This is a genomic window from Actinomadura flavalba DSM 45200 (assembly GCF_000374305.1).
GTDB classification, from domain to species: Bacteria; Actinomycetota; Actinomycetes; order Streptosporangiales; family Streptosporangiaceae; genus Spirillospora; species Spirillospora flavalba.
Map to the genome: position 1 here is coordinate 1 of NZ_KB894109.1, position 18,040 is coordinate 18,040.

General features: G+C 72.7%; 16 protein-coding genes, 1 rRNA gene and 1 pseudogene. 9 read left to right on the forward strand and 9 right to left on the reverse strand.

Going from position 1 to position 18,040, the window contains the following annotated elements:
- A pseudogene (locus C229_RS35155) lies at positions 1–413 on the forward strand (hypothetical protein); the annotation flags it as partial.
- Between the two features lie 148 nt (positions 414–561).
- Positions 562–933, forward strand: a complete 372-nt coding sequence (locus tag C229_RS0128735) for a hypothetical protein (RefSeq protein WP_018658575.1) — start codon at positions 562–564, stop codon at positions 931–933.
- Positions 934–1,265: 332 nt separating this feature from the next.
- Here the strand turns inward: C229_RS0128735 and C229_RS0128740 are convergent, their stop codons facing one another.
- The 3 genes from C229_RS0128740 to C229_RS0128750 form a co-directional block, all read right to left on the reverse strand.
- The gene (locus C229_RS0128740; RefSeq protein WP_018658576.1) at positions 1,266–2,339 is read right to left on the reverse strand and encodes a DUF4192 domain-containing protein; all 1,074 of its coding nucleotides are present in this window, start codon (positions 2,337–2,339) and stop codon (positions 1,266–1,268) included.
- 163 nt (positions 2,340–2,502) lie between these two features.
- Positions 2,503–3,000 carry a phosphoribosyltransferase gene (locus C229_RS0128745; RefSeq protein ID WP_018658577.1) on the reverse strand — a complete coding sequence of 166 codons (498 nt, stop codon included), beginning with the start codon at positions 2,998–3,000 and terminating at the stop codon, positions 2,503–2,505.
- Positions 3,001–3,019: 19 nt separating this feature from the next.
- A complete protein-coding gene (locus C229_RS0128750) occupies positions 3,020–4,027 on the reverse strand; it encodes an MlaD family protein (RefSeq protein WP_018658578.1) in 1,008 nt (335 codons plus the stop codon).
- 123 nt (positions 4,028–4,150) lie between these two features.
- Between C229_RS0128750 and C229_RS0128755 the strand changes: the two genes are divergently transcribed.
- Positions 4,151–6,238, forward strand: coding sequence for an ATP-dependent DNA helicase (locus C229_RS0128755; protein WP_026314251.1), 2,088 nt, complete (start codon positions 4,151–4,153; stop codon positions 6,236–6,238).
- Between the two features lie 3 nt (positions 6,239–6,241).
- On the opposite strand, the gene C229_RS0128760 is transcribed toward C229_RS0128755, so the two are convergent.
- Both C229_RS0128760 and C229_RS0128765 read right to left on the reverse strand, forming a co-directional pair.
- Positions 6,242–6,667 carry a pyridoxamine 5'-phosphate oxidase family protein gene (locus C229_RS0128760; RefSeq protein ID WP_018658580.1) on the reverse strand — a complete coding sequence of 142 codons (426 nt, stop codon included), beginning with the start codon at positions 6,665–6,667 and terminating at the stop codon, positions 6,242–6,244.
- A 60-nt stretch (positions 6,668–6,727) separates the two neighbouring features.
- Positions 6,728–7,939: a pyridoxal phosphate-dependent aminotransferase gene (locus C229_RS0128765; RefSeq protein WP_018658581.1), complete on the reverse strand. Its 1,212-nt coding sequence runs from the start codon at positions 7,937–7,939 to the stop codon at positions 6,728–6,730.
- 143 nt (positions 7,940–8,082) lie between these two features.
- On the opposite strand from C229_RS0128765, the gene C229_RS32215 reads away from it, so the two are divergent.
- The 4 genes from C229_RS32215 (at position 8,083) to C229_RS0128785 (ending at position 12,287) form a co-directional block, all read left to right on the forward strand.
- Positions 8,083–8,814 (forward strand): TetR/AcrR family transcriptional regulator, encoded by a 732-nt coding sequence (locus C229_RS32215; protein WP_240487414.1) that lies wholly within the window; start codon positions 8,083–8,085, stop codon positions 8,812–8,814.
- Positions 8,811–9,821 carry an AurF N-oxygenase family protein gene (locus C229_RS0128775; RefSeq protein WP_018658583.1) on the forward strand — a complete coding sequence of 337 codons (1,011 nt, stop codon included), beginning with the start codon at positions 8,811–8,813 and terminating at the stop codon, positions 9,819–9,821. The genes C229_RS32215 and C229_RS0128775 overlap by 4 nt, the downstream gene beginning before the upstream one ends.
- A gap of 10 nt (positions 9,822–9,831) precedes the next feature.
- Complete coding sequence (locus tag C229_RS0128780; RefSeq protein ID WP_018658584.1) at positions 9,832–11,331, forward strand: flavin-containing monooxygenase; 1,500 nt, start codon at positions 9,832–9,834, stop codon at positions 11,329–11,331.
- A gap of 134 nt (positions 11,332–11,465) precedes the next feature.
- Positions 11,466–12,287, forward strand: a complete 822-nt coding sequence (locus C229_RS0128785; RefSeq protein ID WP_018658585.1) for an SDR family NAD(P)-dependent oxidoreductase — start codon at positions 11,466–11,468, stop codon at positions 12,285–12,287.
- A 34-nt stretch (positions 12,288–12,321) separates the two neighbouring features.
- Here the strand turns inward: C229_RS0128785 and C229_RS0128790 are convergent, their stop codons facing one another.
- Genes C229_RS0128790 through C229_RS32220 form a run of 3 tightly spaced genes read right to left on the reverse strand, consistent with a single transcriptional unit; the run spans position 12,322 to position 16,107 of the window.
- Positions 12,322–13,617, reverse strand: coding sequence for an ABC transporter substrate-binding protein (locus tag C229_RS0128790; protein ID WP_018658586.1), 1,296 nt, complete (start codon positions 13,615–13,617; stop codon positions 12,322–12,324).
- The gene (locus C229_RS0128795; RefSeq protein ID WP_018658587.1) at positions 13,598–13,966 is read right to left on the reverse strand and encodes a DUF742 domain-containing protein; all 369 of its coding nucleotides are present in this window, start codon (positions 13,964–13,966) and stop codon (positions 13,598–13,600) included. The genes C229_RS0128790 and C229_RS0128795 overlap by 20 nt, the downstream gene beginning before the upstream one ends.
- On the reverse strand, positions 13,966–16,107 hold the full coding sequence (locus tag C229_RS32220) for a sensor histidine kinase (RefSeq protein ID WP_018658588.1): 2,142 nt from the start codon (positions 16,105–16,107) through the stop codon (positions 13,966–13,968). Before C229_RS32220 ends, C229_RS0128795 begins: the two co-directional genes overlap by 1 nt.
- A 148-nt stretch (positions 16,108–16,255) precedes the next feature.
- Between C229_RS32220 and C229_RS0128805 the strand changes: the two genes are divergently transcribed.
- Both C229_RS0128805 and C229_RS0128810 read left to right on the forward strand, forming a co-directional pair.
- Entirely contained in the window at positions 16,256–16,747 is a 492-nt protein-coding gene (locus C229_RS0128805) for a 2-thiouracil desulfurase family protein (protein WP_033424913.1), read from the forward strand.
- A gap of 61 nt (positions 16,748–16,808) precedes the next feature.
- Entirely contained in the window at positions 16,809–17,732 is a 924-nt protein-coding gene (locus tag C229_RS0128810) for an aminoglycoside phosphotransferase family protein (protein ID WP_018658590.1), read from the forward strand.
- A gap of 81 nt (positions 17,733–17,813) precedes the next feature.
- Here C229_RS0128810 and rrf read toward each other — a convergent pair.
- A 5S ribosomal RNA gene (rrf, locus tag C229_RS0128815) occupies positions 17,814–17,930 on the reverse strand.
- Positions 17,931–18,040: the final 110 nt, after the last annotated feature.

Sequence of the window (18,040 nt, forward strand, 5' to 3'; positions counted from 1 at the left end):
GCGTGCTCGCAGCCGACGCGCTCACGGGCGGCGTGCTCGCAGCCGACGCGCTCACGGGCGGCGTGCTCGCAGCCGACGCGCTCACGGGCGGCGTGTTCGCAGGCGGCGCGGGTACGGGCGGAGCTTGCGCGGACGGTGCCGTTCCGGGCGGCGGCGGTGGGGGCGATGCGCTTACAGGAGGCGCGTCAACGGGAGGCGCGTTCGGGGGCGGTGTCGTCGCGGGCGGGGCGTTCGGGGGCGGGATTGTCGACGGTGGGGTGGTGGAGGGGGCCGACGTCGGCCGGGTCGTCGTGGGCGGGGTGGGGAGGGGTGAGGTCGGCTGGGCTAGGGCGCTGAGGGCGGCGCAGGTGATCAGGGGGAGGGCGGTCAGCCCTTGCCGAGGGACACGCGCCACAGTCCGACTCCCTGGGTGATCAAGCGAGACCGGGTAAGTGTAGATCGTCGGACGGGTGACGAATGGGGCGTGTCGGGAACCATTTGGTCAACTCGCATCGTTATCTTCGTACTCGCTCAGTGACCCCGGAGCCGGTCCGGGGCGGCGGCGCAAGGGACGGGAACGCGATGAGGTTCCGTGACCGATTCGGGCTCCGCAAGAACCGTGGCGCGTCGGTGACGAAGTTCGACCGCACGGCCACCGACGACGACGTCAAGGCGCTGATCGCCTTCGCCCGCGACCGACGCGGCGTCGAGTTCTTCGTCGAGCCCGCCACCTTCGCGACCGACACCACCGCGGTCGCCGTAGCCCACGACGGCGAGTGGACCCGCCGCCGCGTCGGCTCCCCCCGCGTCATCGGCAAGGTCGCCCACGACCTCGGCCTCCCGGTCTACGACGTCCAGATCGTCGGCTACCCACCCCGCATGCGCGCCTGGAACGCCCGCAACCCCACCCGCCGCCTAGACCCAGGCACCCCCGGCGAAGCCGTCTCCTCCTAACCCCTCCCTCTCCGCCCTCCACAGCCCCTCCCCGCTTTCCGCCGCCTCTCCCTCGACCCCGCCGCCCCGCCCCCGGCCACGCCCGCTGCCCCTGCGGTTCGCGCCTAGGCCCCGGCGGGCGGCGGCACCGGGGCGCGCCGACGCAGAGCGCCTGCCTTGGTGGGGCCGTTCGGCGGTCAGCGCTGGCGCTCTTGGCTCGTCGCTCGTCGCTCGTCGCTGCGATGATCCGAGTGCGCAGGGACGTTTGCCGTTTCGCCGGTGCTTTGTTGCCTTTCGGTGGGGCTGTGGCCTCGGCTCGTGGTGGCAGTGCTCGTGGTGTGTTCCTTGGAGTGTCAGGTGGGTGGGGGGTCGGGGGTTGTTGAGTAGAGGGTGGCGAGGTCGGTGGGGGTCAGGTTGAGGCGGGTGGACTTGGGTGGGAGGCCGTGGGTCAGGGCGGTGCGGAGGAGGGCGGACATGGAGTAGGCGGGGTCGGACTTGGTGGCCTCGTCGAGGGCCAGGTTGGCGAGGACGCCGTCGCCCGCCAGGTGGGCGGCGAAGGCCAGGAGGGACGCCGGGGCGGCGCGGTAGCGGCGTTCGGCGCGGCGGGTGAGGTCGCGCCAGAAGGCGATGTCGGCGGACGGGGCGTCGGGGTCGATGCGGACCCACGCCTCGTCGCGAACGCGGATCGACGTCAGCAGCACCGTGAGCCAGGCCGCCTCGGCGTCCGGCGGCGGAGCCTCGCCCGCGCGGCAGCGGTCGGTGAGGCGCGCGACCAGCGGAACCCCCTCGGCGACGACGCGCTCGGACAACGGCGTGCCGCCGGACGCGTTCGCCCAGCCGGTCAGCCGGGCCTCGGCCGCGTCGGACAGCGGCGCGCCGCCGGACGCGTTCGCCCACGCCGTCAGCCGGGCCTCGGCCGCGACCGTGGCGGCGCGCATCGCCGCGCGGGACGCACCCGTGACCGGCGCGAGGGTCGACGCGAGCGACGAGCGGTCGGCCAGCGCCACGTGGCCCGCGTAGACGGCCGTCGCCGCGACTTCGGTCTCCTGCGGGGCGCACGGCCGCCCCTCGGGCGGGCAGCATGTCTCACGGGCGCAGTGCAGCGACCACCAGCGGCCGTCCGCGACGCGCAGCGCGTCGAGGACCTCGACGCCCCGCGCGCCGAGCGCCCGCCGCGCGACGTCGGCGGCGGCCGACACCCGGGCCGCGTCGCCGTAGCCGAGCAGGAGCGCGCGCCGGAACCCGTTGCGCGCGACGACGGCGGCGACATGGTCGTCGGCGTCGTCGAGGTCCTGCCGGACGGCGCACGTGCCGCGCGGTCCGTCGAAGGCCAGGCACACCAGGCTGTCGGACGGATGGAACCCCAGCAGGTACGGGATGGCGGCGATCGCGTCCTGCGCGTTGCGGATCTTCAGGATCTCGTTCATGCACCGAGCGTGACGCAGCCGTCACACGATTCCGAAACCCGATCCGCACCTGTGGACGACGGGACCGGACGCTCACGCCCCGATCCCCCGACGCCACCGCCGATCCCGCCCGCCGCACCCCGAACCCGACCGTCGCAAGCCGCCCGCCATCGGGTGCTTCGTCCTAGGCGTCGAGAACCTGACCGTCGCGGCTCACGACCGGAGGCTCGGTCGACCAGGGAAAGTTGATCCACCGGTCGGTGTGCTTCCAGACGTACTCGCACTTGACCGCGGAGCGCGGCTTCTCGTAGACGACGGCGCAGCGCACGTCGGCGACGTGGTCGGCGCAGAAGTCACGGACGAGCCGGAGCGTGGCCCCGGTGTCGGCGACGTCGTCGGCGACCAGGACGCGGGCGCCGGACAGGTCCACCGCGCTCGGCGTAGGCGGCAGCATGACGGGCATGTCGAGACGCTGGTCGACGCCGGTGTAGAACTCGACGTTCATGACGTGCAGGTTCTTCACGTCGAGCGCGTAGCCGAGGGCTCCGGCGACGAACAGCCCGCCGCGCGCGATCGACAGGATCAGGTCGGGCCGGTATCCGCTGCCGGCGACCGAGCGGGCCAGCTCGCGGGCGGCGATGCCGAACAGGTCCCAGGTGAGGACTTCTCTCTCAGCGGACACGCCCCCATCCTGGCCGATGTCAGGGCGCGGCGGGGCTGCGGGGGCACAGGTCGACGATGAGCGAGCAGATGTCCGGCGAGAGCGGCACGCGCAGCATGGCGGGGCTCGTCCGCGCGGGCCCGTCGACGTGCATGATCGCGGCGATGCCGCCGAAGAAGCCCTCCAGCCCGGCGATGAGCTGGATCAGGTCGGGCCCGGCGGCGTTGAGGACGCCGGCGGCCCCGGCGGCGCCGTCGACGAGGCGGCCGAGGTCGGCGCCGCGCCGGTCGAGCGTGCCGCCGACGGTGGCGGCGAGCCGGGCGGTCTCGTCGAGCAGCGCGCCCATGCGGTCGTCGGGAAGGCTGCTGAGGTCGGCGAGGTCGCCGGTGGTGCGGACGATCTCGTCGCCGCGCGTCCCGAGTACGCCGGAGACGCCGGTGATGTCGCGGATGAGCCCCTGGAGGACGGCCCGGTTGGCGTGCGTGCCGTCCACGACGGTCGCGGTGTTGCCGATCGTGCGCCGCAGTGCCGGTCCGCGGCCGGAGAGCCCGGCGGCGAAGGTGTGCGTGAGGGTGGCGAGGTCCTGCGGGTCGAGGGCGCGGGTGAGCCGGTAGGCGGGCCAGGCGGTGTCGGCGGGGTCGGACGCGTCGCGGGTGCGGGCGATGGCCTCGCCGTCCCGCAGTGCGGGTCCGGCGCGGTCGCCGAAGTCGAGGGAGATCTCCTTGGGCCCGAAGACCGAGACGGGGTCGACGCGGGCCTCGGTGGCGCGGGGGACGCGCAGGTCGCCGTCCACGCGCAGCCGCACGCGCACCCGCCCGTCAGGACGCAGCTCGACGGCCTCGACGCGCCCCACGGCCATCCCGCGCACCTTGACGTCGGACTTCTCGTCCAGCCCCTGCCCGGCCCGGCCGAACGTCGCGGTGTAGCGGGCCTGCCCGCCGTCCGGCAGGGACGGGACGACGACGAGCGCGGCGGCGGCCAGGATCGCGCCCGCGCCGATGGCGGCGAACTTGGCCCGGGCACGGGCGGACAGCGATGATGCGGACATTCCCGATGACCCCCCGATAAGCGAACACTTGCAGTATTCCGGGCGGGATGACCGTGTGGCCACGTGATCCAGCTCACGGCGTCCGCGCGCGCCGCGCGCTCCGGGCCGGTAGCGTTGGCCGACGTGCCAGCCCCTCACCTGCTCAGCACCGACCCGCCCGACCTGTCCGCGCTGCTCGGCGCCGCCGTCGACGCCGTCGGCGGCACCGAACGCAAGGGCCAGGTCGCGATGGCCGAGGCGGTCGCGCACGCCCTGGCCACCGGCGAGCACGTCGCCGCGCAGGCCGGGACGGGCACCGGCAAGTCGCTCGCCTACCTGGTCCCCGCGCTGCTGCACGCGATCACGAAGAACACGACGGTCGTGGTGTCCACCGCGACGATCGCGCTCCAGCGCCAGCTCGTCGACCGCGACCTCCCCCGGCTGGCCGAGGCGCTGCGCCCGCACCTGGCCGCCGAGCCGAAGTTCGCGATCCTCAAGGGCCGCCGCAACTACCTGTGCCTGCACCGCGTGCAGACCGGAGCGCCCGACGAGCCCGAGGACGCGGGTCTGTTCGACCCCCAGCAGCTCTCCGGCCTGGGCCGCCAGGTCGCCCGCCTGAACGACTGGGCCGACGAGACCACCACCGGCGACCGCGACGAGCTGGTCCCCGGCGTCAGCGAGCAGGCGTGGCGGCAGGTCGCGGTGTCGGCGCGCGAGTGCCTGGGCGCGGCGCGCTGCCCGCAGGGCACCGAGTGCTTCGCCGAACGCGCCCGCGCCGACGCGGGCGAGGCGCACATCGTCGTCACCAATCACGCGCTGCTGGCGATCGACGCGCTGGAGGAGTTCCAGGTCCTGCCCGAGCACGACGTGGTCATCGTCGACGAGGCGCACGAGCTGGTCGACCGCGTCACCTCCGTCGCGACCGGCGAGCTGAGCGGCCCCGGCGTCGAGGCGGCGGCCAAGCGCTGCGGGCGGCTGGTCGAGGAGTCCGTCGCCGACCGGCTGCGCGAGGCGGGCGAGGCGCTCGGCGCACTGCTGGACGACGCCTCCGAGGGCCGCATGGACGTGCTGCCGCATCCGCTGGCCACCACGCTCGCCGTCGTCCGCGACACCGCGCACGCGTGCCGGACGGCGATCGGCCCCGAGAGCCGCGACGCCGACCCGGCCGCGGCGGGCGCCCGCAAGGCGGCGCGGTCGGCGCTGGACGACGTGCACGACACGGCGGGCCGCCTGCTGGAGGCGTTCGTCCCGGAGTTCTCCGCCCGGTTCGACGTGGTGTGGCTCGCCAAGCCGTTCGCGCCCGAGGGCCGCCCGAAGCGGCCGCCGTCCCTGCATGTGGCGCCGATCGGCGTGGGCGGGCTGCTGCGCACGACGCTGTTCGAGCGGCGCACGGCGGTGCTGACGTCGGCGACGCTGACGCTCGGCGGCTCGTTCGAGCCGCTGGCCCGGCAGTGGGGCCTGCCGCCGATCGGTGAGGCCGCCACCCGGGACGCCAGGACGGCCGCCGAGGGGCTGGCCGCGACGGCGACCGAGGACGGCGAACCGGCCAAGGAGGTCGTCTGGTCCGCCCTGGACGTCGGCTCCCCGTTCGACCACCCGAAGTCGGGCATCCTCTACGTCGCGCGGCATCTGCCGCAGCCGGGCCGCGACGGCCTCGCCGACGCCTACCTCACCGAGATCACCGAGCTGATCGAGGCGGCGGGCGGCCGGACGCTCGGGCTGTTCTCGTCCATGCGCGCCGCCCGGCAGGCCGCCGACGAGCTGAAGGACCACCTGTCGCATCCGCTGCTGTGCCAGGGCGAGGATTCCACGTCGCTGCTCGTGCAGCGGTTCGCCGAGGAGGAGCGCACCAGCCTGTTCGGCACGCTGTCGCTGTGGCAGGGCGTGGACGTTCCGGGCCCGTCGCTCCAGCTCGTCATCATGGACCGCATCCCGTTCCCGCGCCCGGACGATCCGGTGGCGTCGGCGCGGCAGCGCGCGGTCGCGGCGCACGGCGGCAACGGGTTCATGGCGGTGGCGGCCACGCACGCGGCGCTGCTGCTCGCGCAGGGCGCGGGCCGGCTGCTGCGCTCGATGGACGATCGCGGCGTCGTCGCCGTCCTCGACCCGCGCCTGGCCACGGCCCGTTACGGCGCGTTCCTGAAGAACTCGCTGCCGCCGTTCTGGGCGACGACCGACCCGCAGGTCGTCCGGGGCGCCCTGCGCCGCCTGGACGCGACGGCGTCCGCGTAGGGGTCAGCGGGCGAGACGGCGGCCGTGCGTCTCGACGGGGTCGATGGCGATGTAGGACTCCTTCTCGCCCTTCGGCCACGGTTCGAGGACGGGCAGTTCCGCGATCTCGTCGGCGCCGAGGTGGTAGGCACCGCCCCGGAGCATGACGCTCCAGCCCTCGCGGGCGTCGAAGTCGATGCTGTCGACCTCGAACGCGACGCGGACGCGGGCGCCGCGCAGCACCGACGTGAGGCTGAAGTCGATCCGGCCGCCGAGGCCGGTGCGGAAGATGATCCGCTCGCCGTCCACCACGTAGTTGACGGGCAGGACGGCCGGTCCCTCGCCGTCGTCGAACGCGACCCGGCCGACGCCGCCCGGGGAGACGAGCCGCAGGCATTCGGCGCGGTCGAGTTCCTCGGGGACGGCGCCCTCACCGGAGAACGTGTGCATCACTGGCCTCCCTGATCACGAACAACGGTCCTCCTTCCCCGAAGCAGGACCCCTCATCCCTCAGCGGCGCCGCGCCGCGAGGAAGTCCCCGATGCGGCCGATGGCCTCCTCCAGCTCGTCGGCGTGCTGCAGCGTGACGACGCGGAAGTGGTCGGGCGCGGGCCAGTTGAACCCGGTGCCCTGCACGACGAGGATCTTCTGCTGTTCCAGCAGGTCGAACGCGAACTGGACGTCGTCGTCGATCGGGTGGACCTCGGGGTCGAGGCGCGGGAACACGTACAGGGCGCCGTCGGGACGCACGCAGCTCACGCCCGGCAGGTCGTTGAGGAGCCCGGCGGCGCGGTCGCGCTGCTCACCGAGCCGGCCCGTCGGCAGGACGAGTTCGTCGATGCTCTGGTGACCGCCGAGCGCGGCCTGGATGGCGTGCTGGCCCGGGACGTTCGGGCACAGCCGCATGTTGGCGAGGATGTCGAGGCCCTCGATGTAGGACTCGGCGTGCTCCTTGGGCCCCGACAGCACCACCCAGCCGGAGCGGAACCCGGCGACGCGGTAGTTCTTGGACAGCCCGCCGAAGGTGAGGCAGAGCAGGTCGGGGGCGAGCGACGCGATCGAGGTGTGCACGGCGCCGTCGTAGAGGATGCGGTCGTAGATCTCGTCGGCGAAGATGATCAGGTTGTGCCGCCGGGCCAGCTCGACGATCTCTTCCAGCACCGGGCGCGGGTAGACGGCGCCGGTCGGGTTGTTCGGGTTGATGATCACGAGCGCGCGGGTGCGGTCGGTGATCTTGGCTTCCATGTCGGCGAGGTCGGGTGCCCACCTGGCCTGCTCGTCGCACAGGTAGTGGACGGGCCGCCCGCCGCACAGCGACGTCGCCGCCGTCCACAGCGGATAGTCGGGAGCGGGGATGAGGACCTCGTCGCCGTTGTTGAGCAGCCCCTGGAGCGTCATGACGATCAGCTCGGAGACGCCGTTGCCGAGGTAGACGTCCTCGACGTCGACGCCGGTGACACCGGTCTCCTCGCAGCGCTGCACGACGGCGCGGCGCGCGGGCAGAATGCCCTTGGAGTCGCTGTAGCCGTGGGCGTCGGGCAGGTTGCGGACGATGTCCTGGAGGAGTTCGGGCGGGGCGTCGAAGCCGAACGGCGCCGGGTTGCCGATGTGCAGTTTCAGGATGCGGTTCCCCTCGGCCTCCAGCTGCTTGGCGCGCTTGAGAACCGGACCCCTGATGTCATACGCGACGTTCGTGAGCTTTGCCGACTGAGTGACCTGCATGGACACACCCTATCCGCGCCCGATCAAGCCGCCGCGCCCGTTCCGCTCTTCTCCCGCGCATGTTCACCGCACCGATCGGATGTGATCCGCGAGACATACATGCAGGCTTGCTTGCATGTATGCGCGGCCTTACCGTCGGGGACGTGTCAGTAAGCACTCGCCGACATCGTTCGGCGTCGCGGCGGTCGCCCGACGGGCGCCGCACCCAGCAGGAGCGCAGGTCACGCACCCGGCAGCGGCTGCTGGACGCGACCATGCAGTGCCTGGTCGACCTCGGCTGGTCGGGCACGTCCACCACCGAGGTCGCACGGCGCGCGGGCGTCTCGCGCGGCGCGCAGCAGCACCACTACCGCACCAAGCACGATCTGGTGGCCGCCGCGCTGGAGCACACGCTCGACGCCCAGCGGGTCGCCTACGAGTCGGCGTTCGCGCTGCTGCCCCCGGGCCGCCGCAACGTCGAGGGCGCCCTGGACCTGCTGTGGGAGGTCTTCCGGGGCCGGCCCGCGCGGGCCCTGCTGGAACTGGCGGTGGCGGCGCGCACCGACACCGAGCTGCGTCCCCTCTGCCGGGACCTGAACGAGCGCATCCTCGACGTCATCATCGAGACGTTCGAGCGCCTGTTCCCCGGCAACGCCCTGCCGCCCGACCACATCCCGACGTTGATCCGCGCCATGTTCGCGATGTACGTCGGCCTGTCCGTGCAGAACGCACTCGACGACGACGCCGACGGCCACCAGGCGGCGGTCCTCGTCCAGGTCAAGAACATCGCCCGCCTGATGGTGCCCGTGGACCCGGCCGAGCCGGGCCACGCACCACCGGCATCCCCGACCGGCGACGACGCCGACCGCACCACCCCCGAGGGAGCGTCACCATGACCAAGGCCCCCACCGAGCTCGCCGAGGAAGTCCGCGAGCAGGTCCAGAGCAAGAAGGCGTACCGCGCCGTCATCGAGCGCCTGAACAAGGCGTCGGTCGACAAGCACTGGGAGGCGTACGCCGACGTCCCGTGGGACGACCCCGACTTCCAGGTCGACAAGAACGACCCGCGCTGGGCGCTGCCGAAGTTCGACCGGCTGGGCGCGACGGAGTGGTACCAGTCGCAGCCGCCGGAGATCCAGGCGCAGATCGGCCTGTGGCGGGTCGGCACCGCGATGAAGATCGGGCTCCAGTTCGAGAACCTGCTCAAGCGCGGGCTGCTGAACTACGCCTACCGGCTGCCCAACAACCGCCCCGAGTTCCGGTACGTCTACCACGAGACGACCGAGGAATGTCACCACGGGATGATGTTCCAGGAGTTCGTGAACCGCACGAAGATGCCGATCAAGGGGATGCCGCGCGCGCTGAACCTCGTCGCGCAGCTCGCGCCGCTGATCCCGCTCGTCAGCACCGAGCTGTTCTTCGTGTTCGTGCTCGGCGGTGAGGACCCGATCGACTACGTGCAGCGCAAGTCGCTCAAGGGCGGGCACATCAAGCACCCGCTCGAAGAGACGATCATGAAGATCCACATCGCGGAGGAGGCCCGGCACATCTCGTTCGCCCGGCACTACCTCAAGCACCGGGTGCCGAACCTGAGCGGGCCGCAGCGCCGCATCCTCGGGTTCACCACGCCGATCATCCTCGGCGTCATGGCGCGGATCATGCTGTCGCCGCCCGGCCCGATGGTGCGCCGGTTCCACATCCCGGCGGACGTCGTCCGCGCCGCGTACCGGGACGACCCCGACCACATGGCGGAGGTCGCCAACTCGGTCGGCAAGATCCGCGACCTGATGGGCGAGCTGCGCCTGATCAACCCGGTGAACAAGCGGGTGTGGAAGCTGTTCGGCATCTGGGACGAGCCGGGGCGGCGCCGCCCGGTGCGCAGCGACCACGCGAAGGCCGCCTGACGTGGCGGGCGTGGTGACGCCGGCCGCCGGGCCCGGCGGCCCGTACACGGTCGTCATCGTCGGGACGGGCTTCTCCGGCCTCGGCATGGCGATCGGCCTGAAGAAGTCGGGCATGCACGACTTCGTCATCCTGGAGAAGGCCGCCGAGGTCGGCGGCACCTGGCGGGAGAACACCTATCCCGGCTGCGCCTGCGACATCATGTCGCTGCTGTACTCGTTCTCGTTCGAGCCGAAGTCCGACTGGTCGCGGATGTTCCCCAAGCAGGCGGAGCTGCTGGAGTACATCAAGCACGTGGTCGACAAGTACGACCTGGCGCAGCACATCCGGTTCGAGACCGAGGTGACCGGCGCCGAGTACGACGACGCGACCGACACCTGGGGCGTCACCGTCGCGGGCGAGGGCGCCGAACCGGGCGAGGTCGTGCGCGGACGGGCCCTCGCGGCGGGCATGGGGCCGCTGCACAGGCCGTCCGTCCCCGACCTGAAGGGCCTGTCGTCCTTCCGGGGCACGACGTTCCACTCGGCGGAGTGGGACCACGACTACGACCTGACGGGCAAGCGCGTCGCGGTGATCGGGACGGGCGCGTCGGCGATCCAGTTCGTCCCGCAGATCGCGAAGAAGGTCGGCTCGCTGACGCTGTTCCAGCGGACGCCGCCGTGGATCATGCCCAAGCCCGACCGGCGCGTCACGGCGGTGGAGCGGACGCTGTTCCGCCGGGTGCCGGGCGTCCAGCGCGGCTACCGCAACGGGATCTACCTGCTCCAGGAGAGCTTCGTCCTCGGCTTCAAGAACCCGGGCCTGCTCAAGGCGGCCAGCGGCATCGCGCAGTGGCACCTGCGGCGCCAGATCCCCGACCCGGACCTGCGCCGCAAGCTCACGCCCGACTACACGATGGGCTGCAAGCGGACGCTGGTGTCCAGCGACTACTACCCGGCGCTGACCCGCCCCAACGTCGAGCTGACGACGGCGGGCATCGCCGAGATCCGGGAGAACTCGATCGTCGCCCGGGACGGCACCGAGTACGAGGTCGACGCGATCATCTTCGGCACCGGCTTCCACGTGACGGACGCGTTCGCCGACGCCCACATCGTCGGCCGGCGCGGCCTGCGCATCCAGGACGCCTGGCGGGACGGCATCAAGGCGCACCTGGGCGTCTCGGTGGCGGGCTTCCCGAACCTGTTCCTGCTGCTCGGCCCGAACTCGGGCCTCGGCCACAACTCGATGATCTTCATGATCGAGGCGCAGGTCCGGTACGTGCTGCGCTGCCTGGAGATGATGACGTCCGGCGGCGGCAGCCGCATCGCGGTGCGCGACTCGGTCCAGGACCGGTTCAACGCGTGGGTGCAGGCCAAGTCCGAGGGCGCCGTCTGGGTCAAGGGCGGCTGCGACTCCTGGTACCTGGACGAGAACGGGGCGAACCGGGCAGCATGGCCCGCCTCGACCGTCAACTACTGGCTGCGCACCCGCCGCCTGTCGCCCGGCGACTTCGAGGTCGGCGCGGCGCGCTGACGTGCCGGGAGGGGCAGCCTGCGCACCTCCCGGCACCTCACGTAGACTCCAGCCACACAATTGAACGCCTCATCCAATACGCCGCCGCGGGACCGCGTCCCGCGCACCGGCCTGCAACGAGCGGAGCACCGCCCATGAGCATCGCGATCGTGACCGGAGGCGCGTCCGGCATCGGCCGGGCGATCGCCACCTCCCTGGTCGCCCGCGGCGACACCGTCGTCGTCACCGACATCAACGCCGACGGCGCCCGCAAGGTCGCCGACAAGCTCAACACCCTCGGCAAGGGCAAGGCCACCGCGCTGCCCCTCGACGTCACCGACGCCGACGCCGTCACCGAGCTGTACCGGTCGGTCAAGGCCGAGCACGGCCGCCTCGACCTCGTGTTCAACAACGCGGGCATCGCGATCGGCGGCCTGGCCGAGGAACTCACCCTCGACCACTGGAACCGCGCGATCGACATCAACCTCAAGGGCGTCGTGCACGGCGTCCACGCGGCCTACCCGATCATGCTGGAGCAGCGCTCCGGGCACATCGTCAACACCGCGTCGCTCGCCGGGCTCGTCCCGATGCCGGTCGGCATCCCCTACACCGCCACCAAGCACGCCGTCGTCGGCCTGTCCCTCGGCCTGCGCGCCGAGGCCGCCGGACGCGGCGTCAAGGTCAGCGTCGTCTGCCCGAGCTTCGTCGACACGCCGCTCCTCGCCAACGTCAACCCGGACCTGCCCGAGACGCCGATGAGCGGCAACGCCAAGAAGGACATCCAGAAGGCGTCGCCGCGCCTCTACACCGCCGAGAAGCTCGCCCGCGACATCGTCCGCGGCGTCGACCGCAACAAGGCGCTCATCGTCGCCCCCGCGCACGGCCGCATCGCCTGGCGCGGCGTCCGCCTCAACCCGGGCGGCGCCGTGCGCGTCGCGCAGCTCGCCGTCGGCCGCATCGCCGGTCAGCAGAAGTGACGTACCGGGGCGGGACGGCTCCGCGTCCCGCCCCTCAGCTCTGGCTGCACGGCGCGTCCAGCCGGTAGGCGCGCGCCGTCGGGCCGGTGAAGTAGTCCGTGAGCACCTTCAGGCCCGTGTACTGGCGGTCGTCCGGACGCGCCACCACCGACTGCCGGAACGCCGCCGTGTTCGCCGTCCCGGCGAAGTTCCCCGCGACCTCCGGCATGATCCCCTCGTAGTCGACGAACGTCGTCTGCCGCAGCGCCCGATACAGGCCCTCGCGGTTCAGCTCCCCGGCCTTGGCCGCCCGCTCCAGCACCGCCTTGAGCGGATACGACAGAATCCAGCCCGCCGTGAACGTGTCGTCCGGCCGGACCCGGCCCAGCGCGCCGCGCATCGCCGCGTACCCCGGCGCGTCCGTCGCGAACGGCTTCCACGAGCCCAGCACGTAGAAGTGCTTCTTCATCGCCGCGCCCGCCGGAGTCCGCAGCACCGACCAGTGCCACGTCGTGTACTCCCCCGCGAACCGGCCCCGGTACCCCGCCGCCGACGCCTGCGCGACGATCGCCGCCGTCTCCGCCGGGCCCGCCGACACCATCACCACGTCCGGCTTGAACCGCAGGATCTCCCGCACCGCCGGACGCTGCGCCCCCTCGCCCGGCGGCGTCTCCACCTCACGGAACCGCAGCCCGTTCGCGCGCGCCGCGACCCGCGCCCCGGCCGCCGTGTCCTTGCCGTAGTCACCCGCGAAATGGACGCTCATCGCCCGCCGCACCCGATGCTCGCGGACCATGTAGTCGATCGCGTTCATCGCGTGGAAGCAGTACGACGGACCCGACTCCAGCATCACGTCCTCGAACTCCCAGCGCGACGAGAACGACGCCGGAACCCCCAGCATCCGCGCCGCCCGCAGGTCGCCCAGGATCTCCTCGGTCGTCGCCGTCCCCAGCGTCTGCGCCAGTGCCAGCACCCGGTCCTTGATCTCCAGATACGCCTGGAGGTGGCGGCGCGGGTCGTAGCCGGTGTCCCGGACGTAGGTGGTGACGTCGATGTCGTAGCCGCCGATGCCGCCGTCGCGGTTCACCCGGTCCCAGAACGCCCGCTGCGCGTGCGTCACCGGCACGCCGAGCGCGCGGAACGGGCCCGTCGACAGGTCCGACAGCGTGCCCAGGTAGATGCAGCCGTTGCCCTCGTTGACCGGCGACGGGCAGGGCCGCTCCGTCACGCCCGGCACCGGGGCCGCGTTCGCGTCCCCGGTCACCAGCGAACAGCCCGCGACCGACGCCAGCAGCGCCAGCCCCGCGAGCCAAGCCTTCAACCGCGCCGCGTCACAGCGCACGGAGACCATTGATCATGTCCTTCAGCAGGGTCATGTCCGGCTGACCCGTCGTGTCGGGCCGCCGCACCGAGATGAGGCGGCGTTCCAGCAGATCACCCAGCAGCACCCGGACGACGCCGAGCGGCAGCGCCAGCTCCGACGCGACCTCCGCCACCGACGCCGGGACGAGCGCCAGGATCGTCTCCTCCTCGGGCGTCAGCAGGTCCGGGTCGGGCGGCGGCATCCGGGCGCCGACCGTCGCGACCAGGTCCAGCGCGGCGCCGCCCGCGTGGCTCGCCCGGCCCTTCGCCAGCGCGTACGGGCGGACGACCGGACCGGCCATGTCGTCGACGAACAGGTCGTCCGGGCCGTCCGGCATCACTCACCACCGGGCGCGGGCGGCTGCGGATCGCCCGGACGCTCGTTGAACACCACCTGCGCGTCGGACGTCTCCGCCCGGCCCCGCTCCCAGCCGCTCTGGAGCATCGCGAGCATCCGCTGCGCCGCCTCCGGCGACCGCGTCTCCCCCGCCGGCGCCGCGAGCGGGCCGGTCTCCGCGCGCGGCGGCTCGGCGAGCTGCGCGTACCGGCGCCGCGCGGGCAGGCCCGCCGGGGTATCCGCCGGAGGCGCGTCCACCCGGTCCGGCTCGACGATCAACGCGACCGGGACCAGCACGATCGCCGTCACCCCGCCGTACGGCGACGGCCGCAGCGTCACCTGGACGCCGTGCCGGGCCGCCAGCCGCGCCACGACGAACAGGCCGAGCCGCGCGGTGTCGCCGAGGTCGCCGTCCGGGTCGGTCGCCAGCAGCTCGTTGCACGCGGCCAGCGCCGTCGCGTCCAGGCCGAGCCCGCCGTCCTCCACCTCGAACACGAAACCCCGGCCCACCCGCGAACCCGTCACGCGGACGGTCGTGCTCGGCGGCGAGAACGTCGCCGCGTTCTCGATCAGCTCCGCCAGCAGGTGGATCATGTCGGCCACGGCGGCGCCGCGCAGCGCCGTCCGGCCCATCGGAGCCACGTCCACCCGCATGTAGTCCTCGACCTCGGCCGCGGCGGCGCGGGCCACGTCCATCGTCCGGACGGGGTCGCGCCAGGTGCGGCCCGCCGACCGTCCCGACAGGACGACCAGGCCCTCCGCGTGCCGCCGCATCCGCGTCGCGAGATGGTCGAGCGCGAACAGCGCCTCCAGCTCGTCGGGACGCTCGGTGCGGCGCTGCATCGTCTCCAGCATGCCGAGCAGACGTTGCAGCAGCGACTGGTTGCGCCGGGCGAGCGTCACGAACACGTCGTTCAGCCGCCGGTGCGCGGCCTGCTCGTTCGCCGCCGCCTGCTCCACCGCGACGCGCGCCTCGGCGAACGCGTCGCCGATGCGGCGGATCTCGGTCACCGTGTAGCCGCTGCCGCCCGCCGGTGCCGGGGCGTCGTCGTCGAGACGGGCGGGCAGCCGCTCGGCGGCGAACGCCGACACCGTGGCCGCCAGGTCCCGGCTCTCCCGGATCAGCGTCCGGCCGATGCGGACGGCGAGCACCAGCGCGACCAGCACCGCGACCAGGCCGAGGCCGCCCGCGAGCCACACCCGCCACAGGAACGTCCGCGCCGACTCCTGCGTCCGCTCGGTCGTGTCCGCCCGGATCTGCCCGGACAGGTCCGCCAGCTCCCGGCTGATCGCCTCCGTGGCCGTGTGCCACGCGCCGACGTCCACCTGCGGCGCCTTGCCGGCGGGGCCGCTCATGACGCGGCGCTCCAGCTCCTCGAAGCGGAGCGCGTCCGCGCCGGTGGTGATCTCGTGGTAGCGGGCGGCGTCACGCGCGCCCAGGCCGCGGATGACCGCCTCGTACATCGCCCGGCGGGCACCCGCGAGCCGCATCGCCTCGACGCGTTCCTCGTCGGTGATCTTCCCGGCGGCCAGCACGCCGGTGATGAGCGCGTCCTCGCGGGCGAGCTGTTCGCGTCCGCGCTCCAGGCCGATCAGCAGGCGCGTGTTGCGGACCACCTGGCGGTCGTTGGACGGGACGTCGTCGTAGACGTCGGCCGCCAGGTCGATGTAGGCGCCGTAGCGCGCCATGGCGTTCGCGCGGTCGATCGTGCGGCGGTCGACCGCCTGGCGCAGGGCGTCCAGACCGGACAGACCGGACGCGAGCCGGTCCATGCGGCGGCGGGTCTCCGGACGCGTCGCGCCCTCGATCGCGGGGTCGGCGGCCGAGCGGCGGAAGGCGTCGCGGGCCTGCCCGGTGCGGACCCGCTGCGCGACGAAGCCCGCGCGGCCGATCGTGGCGTCGTCACCGAGGGACGACAGGGACATGCGGCGCTCGTCCTGGAGGGCGGCGATGAGCGCGTCGGTCGGCTCCGCGACCTTTGTCGCGAAGGTCCGGGCGCGCGTCTGCCGAAGGCTGTCGGAGAGCGCGGTCGTCGCGGCGAAACCCCACAGCACGACCAGCGCGGTGAGCGGAGGGAACAGAAGAAGAAAGATCTTCGCCTTTACCGACTGGGTCGTCCGGCCCCGTATCCTGCCGACCATCCCTGACCCCCGCGACCTGCTGCCCAGCCCACCCACCTGAATGGATTCGGACGCTATCGCGGGCGATTGCGCCGTATGTGGATACTTATGACCGGGCACGGGATTGTTATCGTCGTGTTACGTCGTGGGCCTCGCCTACGCTGTGAACGTGAAGCGGATTCTCGTCAGCTCGTGTCTGCTCGGCCGTCCCGTCCGTTACGACGGTCGCGCGAAGCCCGTCGAGGACGCGCTGCTCGACCGCTGGCGGGCCGAGGGCCGTATCGTCCCGGTCTGCCCGGAGGTCGCCGGTGGGCTGGGCGTGCCCCGGCCGCCCGCCGAGATCGTCCACGCGGGCTCCGGCGACCCGGGCGAGGCCGTCCTGGACGGCACCGCGCGCATCCTCACCGACGCCGGCGACGACGTGACCGACGCCTTCGTCCGCGGCGCCCACCGGGCCCTGGCCACGGCCCGGCAGTGGAACGCCGTCGTCGCGCTCCTCAAGGAGGGCAGCCCCTCCTGCGGCACCCACCGCGTCCACGACGGCACCTTCACCGGCGCCGCGCGCCCCGGGACGGGCGTCACCGCCGCACTTCTCCGCCGCAACGGCCTCCACGTCCTCGGTGAACACCAGCTCGCGGAGGTACGGGAGCACCTGATTTAGCGGCCGTCCACCCACGTCAAAGAGTTTGCGCAGCAGAACCGGGACCTGAGAGAACTCCGGTATGAGCGCGCCGCACACGATCGAGGTTCCGGCCGCCCTGGCGGCCTCCTACGCCCGGGGGTTCGGAGAGCCGGGAACGGCCTGGCTGGCGACGCTGCCGACGCTCGCCGCGGACTTCCTGGACCGCTGGGACCTGACGCTGGACGGCCCGTCCCGCTGCGGGGAAGCCTCGCTCGTCCTGCCGGTGACGCGCGGCGACGGCGTACGCGCGGCCCTCAGACTCCAGATGCCCAGGGAGGAGACCACCGCCGCCCTCATCGGGCTGCGCACCTGGGACGGCGACGGAATCGTGCGCCTGCTCGACCATGACCCCGAGAGCAGCACCATGCTCCTCGAACGGCTCGACGGCGCCCGCTCCCTGACGTCCCTCGAAGACGACGACGCCGCGATGGGCGTCATCGCCGGGCTCCTGGCCCGGTTGGTGACCGTCCCCGCGCCGGACGGACTGCGGAGGCTCGCGGACGTCGCCGGCGCGATGGTGGAGCAGGTCCCCCGGGCCGTCACCGCCCTGCCCGACCCGGCCCACCGGCGACGCCTGCGCTCCTGGGCGTCAGCGGTGGCCGAACTGCTCGACGACACCGGCGACCGAATGCTCCACTGGGACCTGCACTTCGGCAACGTCCTCGCCGCGGACCGCGAACCCTGGCTCGCCATCGACCCGGAACCCCTGGCAGGCGACCCCGGCTTCGACCTGTGGCCCGCCCTCAACAGCCGCTGGGACGACGTCGTCGCGAAGGGCGACGCCCGGCGCACCGTCCGCCGCCGCTTCGACCTGCTCACCGAGACCTTGGACCTCGACCGCGCCCGCGCGACCGTCTGGACCCTGGCCCGCCTCCTACAGAACGCCCTCTGGGACATCGAAGACGGCTACCCGACCCTCACCCCGAGCGCCCTCACCATCGCTGACTCCCTGCAAAACCGCTAACAACCGGCAAGGCAGCAGGAAAACAGTCGCAGAAATGCGAATGGCCCCACCCGTGACAGGTGGGGCCATTCGTTATGTTGAGTCCGGCGGTGTCCTACTCTCCCACACAGTCTCCCATGCAGTACCATCGGCGCTGAAAGGCTTAACTTCCGGGTTCGGGATGGGACCGGGTGTTTCCCTTTCGCCAAAACCACCGAACGACCAACCCCCAACCCCTCAAGACCAGACGGTCTTCCCGGGGCGGGAAATCCTCGTTCGAGCATCAGGCTCGATATTCACTTAACCACACCCCACACCGCCCGTCCGGC